General features: G+C 65.5%; 12 protein-coding genes. 5 read left to right on the top strand and 7 right to left on the bottom strand.

Annotated elements, in window-relative coordinates:
* Positions 1-71 precede the first annotated feature (71 nt).
* From DDF70_RS01805 to DDF70_RS01785, 5 genes are all read right to left on the bottom strand, one after another.
* Positions 72-788, bottom strand: a complete 717-nt coding sequence (locus DDF70_RS01805; protein WP_114943135.1) for an ABC transporter ATP-binding protein — start codon at positions 786-788, stop codon at positions 72-74.
* On the bottom strand, positions 785-1,561 hold the full coding sequence (locus tag DDF70_RS01800; protein ID WP_114943134.1) for an ABC transporter ATP-binding protein: 777 nt from the start codon (positions 1,559-1,561) through the stop codon (positions 785-787). Before DDF70_RS01800 ends, DDF70_RS01805 begins: the two co-directional genes overlap by 4 nt.
* Positions 1,558-3,405: an ABC transporter permease gene (locus DDF70_RS01795; protein ID WP_114943133.1), complete on the bottom strand. Its 1,848-nt coding sequence runs from the start codon at positions 3,403-3,405 to the stop codon at positions 1,558-1,560. Before DDF70_RS01795 ends, DDF70_RS01800 begins: the two co-directional genes overlap by 4 nt.
* A 3-nt stretch (positions 3,406-3,408) precedes the next feature.
* The gene (locus tag DDF70_RS01790; protein WP_170316013.1) at positions 3,409-3,837 is read right to left on the bottom strand and encodes an endonuclease domain-containing protein; all 429 of its coding nucleotides are present in this window, start codon (positions 3,835-3,837) and stop codon (positions 3,409-3,411) included.
* Between the two features lie 77 nt (positions 3,838-3,914).
* Positions 3,915-5,120 (bottom strand): ABC transporter substrate-binding protein, encoded by a 1,206-nt coding sequence (locus tag DDF70_RS01785; RefSeq protein WP_114943291.1) that lies wholly within the window; start codon positions 5,118-5,120, stop codon positions 3,915-3,917.
* Between the two features lie 156 nt (positions 5,121-5,276).
* Between DDF70_RS01785 and DDF70_RS01780 the strand changes: the two genes are divergently transcribed.
* The 4 genes from DDF70_RS01780 to DDF70_RS36350 all read left to right on the top strand — a co-directional run bounded on the left by DDF70_RS01780 (position 5,277) and on the right by DDF70_RS36350 (position 8,699).
* Positions 5,277-6,470, top strand: coding sequence for an amidase (locus tag DDF70_RS01780; RefSeq protein ID WP_114943132.1), 1,194 nt, complete (start codon positions 5,277-5,279; stop codon positions 6,468-6,470).
* Positions 6,471-6,546: 76 nt separating this feature from the next.
* Positions 6,547-7,428: an SMP-30/gluconolactonase/LRE family protein gene (locus DDF70_RS01775; RefSeq protein ID WP_114943131.1), complete on the top strand. Its 882-nt coding sequence runs from the start codon at positions 6,547-6,549 to the stop codon at positions 7,426-7,428.
* Positions 7,429-7,434: 6 nt separating this feature from the next.
* Positions 7,435-8,436, top strand: a complete 1,002-nt coding sequence (locus DDF70_RS01770) for an aldose epimerase family protein (RefSeq protein ID WP_114943130.1) — start codon at positions 7,435-7,437, stop codon at positions 8,434-8,436.
* Positions 8,437-8,522: 86 nt separating this feature from the next.
* Entirely contained in the window at positions 8,523-8,699 is a 177-nt protein-coding gene (locus DDF70_RS36350; protein ID WP_162820183.1) for a hypothetical protein, read from the top strand.
* A 33-nt stretch (positions 8,700-8,732) separates the two neighbouring features.
* On the opposite strand, the gene DDF70_RS01765 is transcribed toward DDF70_RS36350, so the two are convergent.
* Both DDF70_RS01765 and DDF70_RS01760 read right to left on the bottom strand, forming a co-directional pair.
* On the bottom strand, positions 8,733-10,811 hold the full coding sequence (locus DDF70_RS01765) for a M3 family metallopeptidase (RefSeq protein WP_114943290.1): 2,079 nt from the start codon (positions 10,809-10,811) through the stop codon (positions 8,733-8,735).
* A gap of 45 nt (positions 10,812-10,856) precedes the next feature.
* Positions 10,857-11,561 carry a dienelactone hydrolase family protein gene (locus DDF70_RS01760; protein ID WP_114943289.1) on the bottom strand — a complete coding sequence of 235 codons (705 nt, stop codon included), beginning with the start codon at positions 11,559-11,561 and terminating at the stop codon, positions 10,857-10,859.
* A 281-nt stretch (positions 11,562-11,842) separates the two neighbouring features.
* On the opposite strand from DDF70_RS01760, the gene DDF70_RS01755 reads away from it, so the two are divergent.
* Positions 11,843-13,867: an AI-2E family transporter gene (locus tag DDF70_RS01755; RefSeq protein ID WP_114943129.1), complete on the top strand. Its 2,025-nt coding sequence runs from the start codon at positions 11,843-11,845 to the stop codon at positions 13,865-13,867.
* Positions 13,868-13,961 lie beyond the last annotated feature (94 nt).

Raw genomic sequence — 13,961 nt, 5'->3', positions numbered from 1 at the left:
GAGGCGCGGAGGGGTTGCGCCGGATGGGCTGATATCGTCCTTTCGGCCCGGTCCGTCAACGGGTTAGCGCATCAGATCCCGAGGGTTTCCGACCGCAGCGCCTCGTCGGCCATCAGCTCGGTCATGGTGCCCTGGAAGCGGATCTCCCCCCGTTCGATCACGTAGGCCCGGTCGCTGATGCCGGCCGCGAAGGCCCAGTTCTGCTCCGAGAGGAGCACGGCCACCCCTTCGGCCTTCATGGCCCGGATCGCCTCCGCCATCATCTGGACGATGACCGGGGCGATGCCCTCGGACGGTTCGTCGAGCAGGATCGCGTCCGGATTGCCCATGAGGGTCCGGGCGATGGAGAGCATCTGCTGCTCGCCCCCCGACATCTGGTTGCCGCGCCGCCCGCGCATCTCGGCCAGGTTGGGAAAGAGCCGGAAAAGCCGTTCGGGCGTCCAGGGCTGGCGCCCGTCCCCGGCCGGACGGCGTCCCGTCTCCAGGTTCTCCTCGACGGTGAGATCGGTGAAGATGCGCCGGTCTTCCGGCACGTAGCCGAGCCCCAGGCGGGCGATCCTGTAGGTGGGAAGGCGCCCCAGGGAATGCCCCTTGAAGGTCGCATGGGTGGCTGTGGCGGAAACCAAGCCCATGATGGCCTTAAGGGTCGTGGTCTTGCCGGCGCCGTTGCGGCCGACCAGCGCCACCACCTCGCCCGGATAGAGATGGAGCGAGAGGCCGAACAGCACCTGGGCCCGGCCGTAGAAGGCGTCGAGATTCCGGATGTCGAGCAGCGCTTCTCGTCTCATGCGGGGCTCAGTCCTTTCGGCCGCTCCAAGGCGTGCTCGTCACCGAGATAGGCGCGTCTCACCTGCTCGTCCCGGCGGATCTCGTCGGGCGTCCCGGCAGCGATGATCTGGCCCCGCAGGAGCACGAGAACCCGGTCCGCATGGCCGAAGACCACGTCCATGTCGTGCTCGGTGAACAGGACGCCGATCCCCCGCGAGGCCGCGATGGAGGCCGTGAGGTCCATCAGCTCCGCCCGCTCGCGGGGCGCCATACCGGCCGTGGGCTCGTCCATGAGGAGAAGCTTGGGCTCCCCGGCCAGCGCGATGGCGAGCTCCACGCGCTTCACGTCGCCATAGGCGAGCGCCGAGCAGGGCATGTCCGCCGCCTCCGCCATGCCCACCTGCGAGAGCAGTTCGACGGCTTTCTCGCGATACCGCTCCCGGGCCGGCGCCCAGAGGCCGAGGCTTCGCCGATGGCCGCTGATCAGCGCCATCTGCACGTTCTCGGCGGCATTCATGGACAGGAAGGTCTGGGCCACCTGGAAGGTGCGCCCCACGCCGCGGCGAAAACGCTTCTGCGGCGCCGCATGGGTGATGTCCTGTCCGTCGAGCAGAACCTGGCCGTGATCGGGCCTCAGCTGGCCGCCGACCATGTTGAACACGGTGGACTTGCCCGCACCGTTGGGACCGATGAGGGCGAGCATCTCGCCGCGCTCGACGCTGAACGTCACGCCGCGAGCCGCCACGACGCCGCCGAAGGATTTCTGCAGGTCTTTCACGGCCAGAAGCGTCATGCCCGCTCCTCGTGCCAATGTTGGATCGTGCCGGCAAGGCCACGCGGGAAGATCAGCACCATGGCGATAATGCTCAGGCCCAGCATCAGGCGCCAGTGCGATGTGAGCGGCATGATGAGGTCGCGCAGGAAATGCAGGACAGCGGCGCCGACGAGCGGCCCCGTCACGGTCTGAATGCCGCCGAGGAGCAGCATGGTCAGCGCATCGACGGAGGTCGAGATCCCGAGCAGGCTCGGATCCACCGAGCCGCGGGAGAAGGCATAGAGCCCACCCGCAAGCCCCGCCGCCGCGCCGGACAGGACGAAGGCGAGCCAACGGTGCTGCCGGATCCTCAGGCCGATCGCTTCGGCCCGGGGTTCCGAGTCGCGGGCTGCACGCAGGGCATAGCCGAAGGGGGCGTCGATGATGCGCTTCAGCAGCAGCACCGCCATGAGCGTGAGCGCGGCGGTCAGGAGGTAATAGGGCACGGGCCCGGAGACCCAGGACGAGGGCCATACGCCGACGATGCCGTTGTCGCCGCCGGTCACGTCGACCCACTGGAAGGCGACCGCATAGAGGATCTGGGCCGCCGCGAGCGTCATCATGGCGAGGTAGATGCCGGACAGGCGCACTACGAAGGCGCCTATCAGCGCTGCCCCCAGGGCGGCGAGCGCAAGCCCGAGCGGAAGGGCCGCCTCCATCGAGGTGCCGAACCATTTGACCGCCAGGGCCGAGCCATAGGCGCCGAGGCCGAAGAAGGCCGCATGGCCGAAGCTCACGAGCCCGCCGACCCCGATGAGGAGCTGCAGGCTGAAGGCGAAGAGCGCGAAGATCAGGATCTCGGTCGCGACCTTGAGCAGATAGGCATCGGCCACAAGCGGAAAAAAGGCGAGAAGGGCGATGACGGTGAGGAGGATGAACGGACGGCCGGGCAGGGGCTTGCGGCTGGCGATCCCCACCGCGTGGGTTCCGCCGATGATTTCGGCGCGTCCGAAGAAACCGTAGGGCCTGATCGCCAGCACCACCGCCATAAGCAGGAACACCACCACGAGGGTGCTCTTCGGAAAGATCAGGATGCCGAAGGCCTGCAATTGCCCGATGACGAGGGCCGCGAGGAACGCGCCGGGCACGCTCCCCATGCCGCCGACCACCGTGACCACGAAGGCTTCCGCGATGATGGAGAGGTCCATGCCGGTATTCGCGGAGACGCGCGGGATCTGGAGCGCGCCGCCGAGCCCGGCGAGAAAGGCGCCGAGAAAGAGGGTGCCGGTGAACAGCATCGCCTGATTGACGCCGAGCGACGCCACCATGTCGCGGTCCTGCGTGGCCGCGCGCACCAGCACGCCGAAGCGTGTCCTGCGCAGGAGAAGCCATACGAGCCCCAGCACCACGGGGCCGGCGGCGATCAGCACGAGTTCATAGGATGGAAAGCGCCGTCCGAGAATGTCGACCGGCGCGCGCAGTCCCGGAGCCCGGGGGCCGAGAATGTCCTCCGGCCCGAACACCTGCACCACGAGATCCTGCACCACCAGCACGACCCCGAAGGTGGCGAGCAGCTGAAACAGTTCCGGTGCGCCGTAGATGCGGCGCAGGAGCAGCACCTCGATGATGACGCCGATGAGGCCGACGATCACGGCCGAGGCCAGGATTCCGGCCCAGAAGGTGAGGGACCCGAAGGAGAGTTCGAGCAGGCGCGGCACCAGGGTCGCGGCCGTATAGGCGCCGATCATGTAGAGCGAGCCATGCGCGAAGTTCACGATCCGCGTGACGCCGAACACGATGGTCAGGCCGCAGGCCGTGATGAAGAGCGACGATGCGCTGGAGAGGCCGCTCAGGGCCTGAACGGCCAGGAAGGAGGGATCCACTATTCACCCTCCCCTTGAGGGGGAGGGTCGGCCGACAGGCCGGGGTGGGGTGGGAAGCGCGACGGCTTCCGCTTGAGGCGAGCCATACAAGGCCGCGTATATGCTGTCGAGAACGCCGGGCATGTTCTGGCTCAATTCGGCATTCCAGAACCGAACGACACGATAGCCTTCCTTCTCAAGCCATTGCGTTCTGGCCTCATCTTTCGCGGCGACATCGTCCTGCGAATGATGACCGCCGTCGAGTTCGATGACGAGACGCGCCTTCAAACAGGCGAAATCCGCCACATAGGGGCCAATGGAAACCTGCCGCCGGAAGTGACTGCCGTAGACGGGGATGGCCTTCAAGGCGCGCCAGAGGTTCTGCTCCGGCTCGGTGGCATTCGAGCGAAGCTTCCTTGCTCTTTCGCGTCTAAAGCGGTCGATGTTCGACATGACTGGTCTTCTGTTGTGGTGCCACCCCACCCCGACCTTCGGTCGACCCTCCCCCTCAAGGGGAGGGTGAAGGCGCGTCAATCCTTCCGCACCGCCTTCACCTCGGCCTCGGTCGGCATGAACGACGTGCCGTCCTTGTAGGTCCAGTCCGTCATGCCGCCCGCGGCGCCCTTGAGCGCGAGCTTGCCGACCCAGGCGCCCATGGTGGACTGGTTGTCGATGCCGCGCATGGTGACGGGGCCGATGACGGTGTCGAACTTCGCGTCCTCGAGCGCCTTGATGACGGCTTCCGTGTCCGTGGAGCCTGCGCGCTCGAGGGTGTCGCGGATCATGTAGACGACCATGTAGCCGAGGAGCGAGCCGAGACGCGGCGTGTCGTTGTACTTGGCCCGGTAGGCGTCGACGAAGGCCTTGTGCTTGGGCTCGGTGATCTGGTCCCAGGGATAGCCCGTCACCGTCCAGCCCTCGGGCACCTCGTCCTTCAGGGGCAGGAGCCATTCGGGCTCGCCGGTGAGGAGTGACAGCACCGTCGCGCCCTCGAAGAGGCCACGCGTGTTGCCCTCGCGCACGAACTGCGTGAGATCGGGACCGAAGAGCACGTTGAAGATGCCTTCCGGCTTGGCCTGTTCGAGGGCCGACACGGTGGCGCCGGCCTCGATCTTGCCGAGGGCCGGATACTGCTCGGCGACGATCTCGGCGCCGGGCACGCGCTCCTGGATCAGGCGCTTGAACGCTTGCGCGGCCGACTGGCCGTATTCGTAGTTGGGCGCCACGATGGCCCAGCGCTTCGCCCCCGAGGCCTTGGCCTGATCGACCAGCATGCCGACCTGCATGGTGTTGTTGGGCCGGATGCGGAACGTGTAGCGGTTGCCCTGCGCCATGGTGATGGCGTCGGTCAGGGGCTCGGCGGCGATGTAGACGATCTTCTTCTGGTTGGCGAAATCCGCCATGGCCACGCCCACATTCGACAGGAACGAGCCGAAGAGCAGCGACACGCCTTCACGGCTCACGAGCTCGTCCGCCACGCGGGTGGCGTCGCCCGTGGTGGCGCCGTCCTCGCGGGATACGATCTCGATCTTGCGGCCGAGAACCCCGCCCTTGGCGTTGATCTCGTCGAGGGCCAGCTGCCAGCCGTTCCGGTAAGGTACGGTGAAAGCCGCCTGCCGGGCGTAGGAATTCAGCTCGCCGATCTTGATCGGGGCCTGCTGCGCGTGAACCGATGGTGCTCCGAGCGCGAGCGCCGCTCCCAGAGCCAGCCAGCGGATCGTTGAAATCTTCGCCATTGCGCGTTCCTTGCCATCGAGAGCCTGCCTGGATTTAGGGCCATTCCAGGTTCGAAGAAAGTCCAAACTGCCGCGCTTCGCGATTTCCTGGCTTGCTTGAAGCATGGAGGCAATGACACATTCGCCGCCTTCGTTCCTCAGAGCCAGACGGGCCCCATGTTCCTCGACCGCGACCCCGCCCATGCTTTCATGCCTTACCCGGCCGTTCCAGTCCCCCATGCTCCGAGCGGCCCGCTCTCGGGCCTGACCTTCGCGGCCAAGGACCTGTTCGACGTGGCGGGCTATCCGACCAGTGCGGGATCGCCCCACATGCTCGCCATGTCGGGCATCAAGTCCCGGACGGCGCCCACGGTCCAGAAGCTTCTCGATTCGGGCGCGCGGCTCGTCGGCAAGACGATCACGGACGAGCTGGCCTTCTCCATGAGCGGCAAGAACGCCCATTTCGGCACGCCGGTGAACGGCGGTGCGCCCGATCGCATTCCGGGCGGCTCGTCCTCGGGCTCGGCGGCGGCTGTCTCGAACGGAATGTGCGATTTCGCCCTCGGCACCGATACGGGCGGCTCCGTCCGGGCGCCGGCCAATCATTGCGGGCTCTTCGGCATCCGTCCCACGCATGGCCGGGTGAGCCTCGAAGGCTGCCATGACCTGGCGCCCTCCTTCGACACCTGCGGGTACTTCACCCGTGACGGCGCTACCTTCGTGCGCGTCGGCGAGGTCCTGCTCGGACCGGACAGCGCTCCCTTGCCGCAGAGCCCCAGGGTGCTCCTGGCGCAGGATGCATTTGCCCTGCTCAAGCGAGAGGTTCGGGACGCGCTCGCGCCGGCCCTGCGTCAAGCCGAGACGGTGCTGGGGCGGCCCGAGCCGACCGACGTGGCATCGGAAGGCTTCACGGCCCTCTACTGGGCCATGCGCTACATCCAGAGCCGGGAGGCCTGGAATGTCGACGGGCCGATGATCGAGCGCTACCACCCGCCTCTCGGTCCCGGCGTGGCCGACCGGTTCGATTTCTCGAAAGCGGTGACCGATGCTCAAGTTGCGGAGGCCCAGGTGATAAGGGCGGCCTTCCGCAAGCGGTTCAGCGCGCTTCTGGCCGACGATGCGGTCCTGATCCTGCCGACCATGCCGGACATCGCGCCGCTGCTCTCGGAGAGCGACGAATCCTTGAACGACTACCGCAACAACGCCCTCAACCTGCTCTGCCTGTCGGTGCTGTCGGGCCTGCCTCAGGTCTCGATCCCGCTCGCCTCCCGGTCCGGGGCACCGCTTGGGCTGTCGATCATGGGACCCGCCGGGTCCGACCTGAGCCTCGTCGCCCTAGCGGATCGAATCACCGGAAGCGCGGCGGCCTGACGGGACCCATCGCAAGCGCCCGGAGTTACCGGCAGGAGCGCGGAAGCATACAATCCGCCTTACAAGGGGAAAAAACATGACACATCCAGCCGTGCATCCGGAAACGCCCCATGTGGCGGTGGCAAGTGCCTGTATCCTGGGCGAGGGGCCTGTCTGGGACTACCGGTCCGACACCCTGTTCTGGGTCGACATCAAGAATCCCGGAATCTGGCGGTATCACCCGGACACCAAGGAGCATTTCCGCGTCGATGCGCCTGAGCGGATCGGCTTCATTGCCCTGACGCCCGACCAGGATGTGGTCATCGCCGGCTTCAAGTCGGGTCTCGCCCGCTTCAATCTCAAGACTGGCGAAGTGCAGCCGATCGTGTCGCCCGACAGCGACAAGCCGAACAACCGGATCAATGACGGCCATGTGGGGCCGGACGGCGCCGTCTATTTCGGCACCATGGACGACGAGGAGAAGGAGGGCTCCGGGGCCTTCTGGCGTTGGGACGGCAAGGAGCTGACCCAGTTCCATTCCGGCATCATCGTCACCAACGGCCCGGCCTTCAGCCCGGACGGGCAAAAGCTCTACGCGACCGATACGGTCGACGGCACGGTCTACGTCCTCGACGTCCAAGGCGGCCGGATCGGCGAGCCTCGCCCCTTCGTCCGTTTCGGCGAGGGATGGGCCCATCCCGACGGCATGGCGGTCGATGCGGAGGGCTATATATGGGTCTGCCACTGGGGGGCTTCGCGGATCACCCGATTCGCGCCGGACGGTTCGGTGGAGCGCATCGTGCCTGTTCCCACGGCCCAGGTGACGAAGTGCGCCTTCGGCGGCCCCGATCTCACCACGCTCTACATCACCACGGCCGCCATCGGCCACGATCCTCATATCGATCCGATGGCAGGCCATCTCTTCAAGGTCGAGACCGGCGGTATCCGGGGCCTGCAGGCTCACATTTTCGAGGGGTAAGGAAACATGACCATCGAGCGTTTCGGCTCCCTCGACGGGCAGGACGTGCTGCAGGTCTCGCTGCAAGGACCCGACGGCATGGAGGCGAAGGTTCTCACCTGGGGGGCCGTGGTGCGGGACCTGAGCGTGCAGGTCGCGGGCGGTTCCCAGCGGGTCGTGCTGGGGCTGAACTCCATCGAGGACTACGTCGCCCATTCCCCGTATTTCGGCGCCATCGTCGGACGCTATGGCAACCGAATTGGCAGGGCGCGTTTCAACCTGAATGGCAGGACCTACCAGCTCGATGCCAACGAGGGCGAGAACCAGCTCCACGGCGGCACCAAGGGCTTCGGATCGCGAGTTTGGAGCATCGTCGACCAGACGCCCTTCAGCGTGACCTTGAGCCTCGTGTCGGAAGACGGCGACATGGGCTATCCGGGCCGTCTCCTGGCGACCTGCACCTACACGCTCCTGCCGTCGTCACGCCTGCGGATCGAGCTTGAGGCGACGAGCGACAAGCCGACGCCGGTCAACCTCACCACCCACGGTTATTTCAACCTCGACGGCAGCCCCGACATTTCCTCGCACGAGCTGACGATCGCAGGCGATTACATCACGCCGACCCGGCCCGATCTCATTCCCACAGGCGAGATCACGGCAGTGGCGGGTACCGATTACGACTTCACGACGTCACGACCGATCCATGGTACGGCGCATACGCTCTACGACATCAACTATGTCCTGCGCGGCCCCTATGGCGATCTTCGCCACGCGGCAACACTGGCGTCACGCCGGAACGGCCTCGCCATGGAGCTGTGGACCACGGAGCCCGGAGTCCAGTTCTACGACGGGCATCTGATCGATCTCCCTGTCAGAGGTTTAGGTGGCGTCCAGTATGGGCGGCATGCCGGACTCTGCCTGGAACCGCAGCGTTTTCCAGACAGCCCCAATAATGCCCATTTTCCATCGTCTATCCTGCCGCCCGGACAGGTTTCCCGGCAGATCAGCGAACTCCGGTTCTCTCGCTGACGGAGGGAACTTTGCCGTAGTGGGGTTGTTCTTCTTTGTAGGCGTTGCGTTCCCGGTCAGACACGAACCAAGAAGGGACAGTCCCCATGCCGGTGCTCGATGCGAAAGCCCTGGAGATCGATCCGAAGGGAGCGGCTTTCCTGAAGAGCGTATTGCGTCCCATGCCCGTGCCCCAGACACCTCCCAAGGAAACATCGCGAATCGTCAAGATTCGCTTCTACGCGCTCAAGCGGTCGAGGGAGCTTGCGACCGGCACTGCGTGACGGGCCGCTTTCGCGGCCCATCGTCTGCTTTTCTCACGCGTCTTCGACGATCGTCGCCAAGCCGCGCTTGGCGAGAAGCGCGTCGGCCGTGGGCAGGCGTCCACGGAAGGCCGTATAGGCTTCGGCCGGATCGCGAAGGTTGCCGGCGGAATAGATGAAGCGCTTCAGCCTGTCTGCCATGTCCTTGTCGAAGGCATCGCCCGTTTCCTCGAAGGCCGTGAACGCGTCCGCGTCCAGCACCTCCGACCAGAGATAGCTGTAATAGCCCGATGAATAGCCGTCGCCTGAGAAGACATGCGTGAAGTGCGGCGTGCGGTGGCGCATGATGATCTCGCGCGGCATGCCGATCTTCTCAAGCGTTTGCGCCTCGAAGGCCGATACGTCGAGGTTCTTGAGATCCTTGCGGCGATGGAGTTCCAGATCGACGAAAGCGGATGACAGGTATTCGACCGTCGCGAAGCCCTGATTGAAGTTGCGCGCAGCCATCAGGCGGGCAAGAAGCTCTTCCGGAATCGGTTCGCCGGTCCGGTAGTGGGTCGCGTAACGGCGCAGAATGTCAGGCTGCGACAGCCAGTGCTCATAGAGCTGCGAGGGAAGCTCCACGAAGTCCGTCGACACGGCCGTGCCTGCGAGCAGCGGATAGGTCACGTTCGAGAGCAGGCCGTGCAGGCCGTGGCCGAACTCGTGGAACAGGGTCCGCGCATCGTCGAAGCTCAGGAGCGACGGTTCGCCCGCGGCGCCCCTGGCGAAGTTCATCACGTTGACGATGATCGGCCGAACGTCGCCGGTGAGTTTCTCCTGCGACCGGAAGGCACTCATCCATGCGCCGCTTCGCTTGGACGGACGTGCGAAGTAATCGCCGATGAAGGTGCCGACAGGATTGCCGTCCGCATCCACCACCTCCCAGGCGCGGATGTCGGGGTGATAGCGGGGGAAGTCCTTCAGCTCCTTGAAGCTGAGGCCGAAGAGCCGGTTGGCCGTCTCGAACGAGGCCTCGATGATCCGGTCGAGCTGAAAGTACGGCTTGATGGTTGCTTCATCGAGGTTGTGCCGCGCCATGCGGACCTGATCGGCATAGTAGCGCCAGTCCCACGGCTCGATCGCGATGTTGTCGCCGATGGACTGAGCCTGCGCCTGCAGGTCGTCCCGTTCTCCCTTGGCTCGGGCAATGGCCGGCGTCCAGACGTCGGTCAGGAGCTTCTGCACGTTGTCGGGCGTCTTGGCCATGGTGTCGGCGAGCTTGAAATCGGCGAACGTCTCGTAGCCGAGAAGCTTCGCGCGCTCCGCACGCAAAGCCGCCGTCTCGGCGATGATGGCCTTGTTGTCGGTCGCATTGCCGTTGTCTCCACGCGCTGCCCAGGCCTTGAAGGCCTGCTCGCGCAGATCGCGACGCTTGGAGAATTGCAGGAAGGGCTCGATGCTGGAACGTGAAAGGGTGATCACATGCTTGCCCGGCAGCCCGCGCTCCTCGGCGGCCTGTGCGGCCGCTTCGCGCAGGAAAGAGGGAAGGCCTTCGAGATCCGCCTCGCCGTCGAGAACGAGCTGATAGGACTTCTCGTCCGCCAGCACGTTCTGCGAGAATTGGGTGCCGAGGCTTGCCAGCCGCTCGGTAATGGCGGCGAGACGCTTCTTCTCGTCCGGTCCGAGCTTCGCGCCGGCGCGCACGAAAATGGTGTGGTAGCGGTCGAGAACGCGGGCCTGCTCGGGTGTGAGGCCGAGGCTGGCGCGCTTGTCGTAGAGAGCCGCTACGCGCTTGTAGAGCGCTTCGTTCATGAAGATGCTGTTGCGGTGCTTGGCGAGGACCGGCGCCATTTCGCGTTCCACCCCCTGGATCGCATCGTTGGTATGCGAACCGGCCAGATTGAAGAACACGCCGCCGACCTTCTTCAGGGCCTGTCCGCTCTTTTCCAGCGCTTCGAGGGTGTTGGCGAAGCTGGGCTCCTCGGCGCTGTCGGCGATGGCCGCGATCTGCGCCTGCTGCTCGGCGAGCGCCGCATCGAAGGCAGGCTTGTAATGCTCCGGCATGATGCTCTCGAAGGGCGGGATCCCGAACGGGGTGGTCCACTGCGCGAGAAGGGGATTGCCTGCGAGAGCCGTGTCTGAAGCCGTCATGGTCGCTCCTGCCTGATGATCGTCGAGCTGCAAGTTCTAGTCGTCTCAACCGCCTACGGGAAGGGCCCGCGAACCTGGGGAGGCATCCGCGCCGGCCAGATATCGCTGCAGGAAGGCCAGGGACCGGGCGGACGCATCGTCCTCCGCCTTGCCCCTGAAGCCATGGCCTTGACCGGGATAAACCTTGATCTCATGCGGCACGTTCTGTTGGCGCAGCAGGGCCTCGACCGCATAGGCGTTCGCCACCGGCACAATGGGATCGGCCGCGCCGTGCAGGACCAAGGTCGGCGGCAGCGTGGACGTGGTGGCGATCGCCCCCTGCGGCAGCGGTCCGAAATAGTTCACCAGCGCCTTTACGCGGGGATCCGTGCTCGCCACGGCAAGGCCGAGGGCCGCCCCGAGAGAGATGCCGACGATGCCGATGCGATGCGGGTCGGCATAAGGTTGGCTCGACGCGAAGGCGAGGGCATCCCGGACCGTGTCCATCCAGGGCATGAAGTTCTGGAATAGAGTGCCGAAGGAAGCCCGCTTCTCGCCGGTCCGGTCGAGGTAGTGGACGAGGTGAACCTGGTAGCCCGCCGCCGCCACATTGCGAGCGCCCTCGCGATATTGCGTGTTGTAGCTCAGGCCATCGGCCCCGTGCAGCATCAGCACCGCAGGGCGGGGCGAGGAGCCTGCGGCCTGGAAGGTCTCGACGGCAATGGCCTTGCCGCCGCTGTTAAAGCTGTTTCGCTGGGTCGTGACGGGCATTGCGTTCGGCTTGTCCTGTTGGGCGTGAGCTGTCGAAGAGGCAGCCAAGACTGCCCCGATCAGGAGATTGCGTCTGGTGAGCGGCATGAAGGTTGGGACTTGAGGGTAGGGCTCGGGATTCTCATGAGATGGGATGCGCTTCCCGGGCATATAGATGGCAAAAGGTCCCAGCTCCTCTCAGGCTGGCCGACCATATTGCCACGCTCAAGGATCGTTTGGCCGCCGAGGGCGTTGTTCGCAGGTCGGCGAGAGAGTCTCCCGGCCCAGCAGAGATCCCTTAAATGCGTCCTGGCCCTCCCACCTTGCCTCCTTCGGAAACGGAGATCGAGCCGCCCGCCGTTCCTGGGCTCTCCGGACTTATGACCTTGGCCGTTGGGGTCGTGGTGCTCGCAGGCCTCTATGTGGGCCGGGAAGTCTTCCTGCCCGTCGTGATGGCGATTCTGCTGGCTTTCGTACTGGCTCCCTTCGTCGAGGTGCTGCGCCGGTGGCGTCTCGGGCGGGTTCCGTCCGTCATCGTTGCCGTGCTGGTTGCACTCGGGATCATCGGTTCTCTCGGAACGGTCATCGGCTTCCAGCTGGCAGGCCTGGCGAGCGACCTGCCGCGCTACCAGACCACCATCGAAACGAAGGTCGGCTCGCTTCGTGAGGGAACTCTCGGGAAGCTGCCGGCGCTCCTGAAGGATTTCGGCCGCCGCTTCGACCGCGCCGTCGCGGAGCCGCCGCCGGACCAGGCGCCCGCGAGGCCTGCCGCATCGGCGGCCCCGGCATCGACGCCGGCAGAGGCGCCTGGCCCATTGCCGGTCGAAGTCCACGAACCGGAGCCGACCCCGTTCCAGATGGCTCGGGACGTGCTGCTGCCGGTGCTCGGGCCGCTTGCCACCATGGGCATCGTGTTCGTGGTGCTCGTCTTCATCCTCATGCAGCGGGAAGACCTGCGCGACCGGATGATTCGCCTGTTCGGGGCGAGCGATCTCCATCGCACCACGGTCGCCATGGACGATGCGGCGCGCCGGCTCAGCCGGTACTTCCTGACCCAACTTGCCCTGAACGCCGCATTCGGCGTCGTCGCCGGCATCGGGCTGTGGCTGATCGGCGTGCCCAGCCCCGTGCTGTGGGGCGTCTTTGCCGCGCTGATGCGCTTCGTGCCCTATATCGGCTCGTTTCTCGCCGCCCTGCCGCCGATCCTGTTGGCCGCTGCCGTCGATCCCGGCTGGTCCATGGCACTCATGGCCATGGCGCTGTTCCTGATCGGCGAGCCGCTCATGGGCCATGTGATCGAGCCGATCGTCTATGGACAGAGCACGGGCCTTTCGCCCTTCTCGGTGGTCATCTCGGCCATCTTTTGGACCTGGCTCTGGGGCCCTGTCGGCCTTCTCATCGCCACCCCCTTGACCCTTTGCCTCGTGGTGCTGGGCCGGCATGTGGAGCGGCTCGAATTTCTCGACGTTCTTCTCGGCGACAGGCCCGCATTGACGCCGGCCGAGAACCTCTACCAGCGCATGCTGGCCGGGGACCCGGACGAGGCGCTGGATTCGGCGGAACTCCTGCTCAAGGAACGCTCGCTCACATCCTATTACGACGAAGTCGCACTCAAAGGTCTTCAGCTCGCGGCCAACGATGCGACGCGCGGCGTTCTCACCCAGCGTCAGCTCGATCAGGTCAAGGATGTGATCCGAGCACTGGTGCAGGATCTTAGTGCCCATAACGACGTGGAGCCGCATCCGCACGAGACCAAGGACGAGCCGGTTGCGTCTCCCGCGAGCGAGAAGCCCGACAACAAGGAGCCGGCGATCGCGCAGCCGATGCCGCCAGAAAGCGACATCCCCGAGGCCTGGCGCGCAGATGGCGCGATCCTCTGTGTCGCCGGCCGCGGGCCGCTCGATGAAGCCGCATCGGAGATGCTGTCGCAACTCCTGAACAAGCACGGCCTCGGTACCCGCGTCATTCCGCATTCGGCCGTGTCGCGCCGGGAGATCTTCAATCTCGACATGACCGGCGTGCAGATGGTGTGCATCAGCTACCTGGAGATCAGCGGCACGCCGGCGCACCTGCGCTATCTGCTGCGCCGTCTCAAGCAGAAGGCGAAGGCGCCTGCCCTGGTCGGTCTCTGGCCGGCTGAGGATGCGGTCCTGAAAAGCGAGACGATGCGTGCGACGCTCGGCGCCAATTTCTACGTCTCATCCTTAAGGGATGCCGTGGTGCAGTGCCTGAAAACGGCGACCGGCGAGGAAAATCTGCCGGAGCCGGCCAACACGCCGGCTGTCGAAGAGGCAACGGCAGTCAAGCGACTGCCGTTGCCGGCCTGATGGCTGTTAGCACATCGGGCGTGAATTCGAATTCACGTCCGATGTGCTAAGTTTTTGTTGTGTCGCATCTCTCCACGCAAAACCGGTTCCCACT

Origin of the sequence: Microvirga calopogonii (genome assembly GCF_003347665.1) — a bacterium.
Lineage (GTDB): Bacteria > Pseudomonadota > Alphaproteobacteria > Rhizobiales > Beijerinckiaceae > Microvirga > Microvirga calopogonii.
Note: the sequence above shows the minus strand (reverse complement) of the source record. Positions and strands in the feature narration are given on the sequence as shown.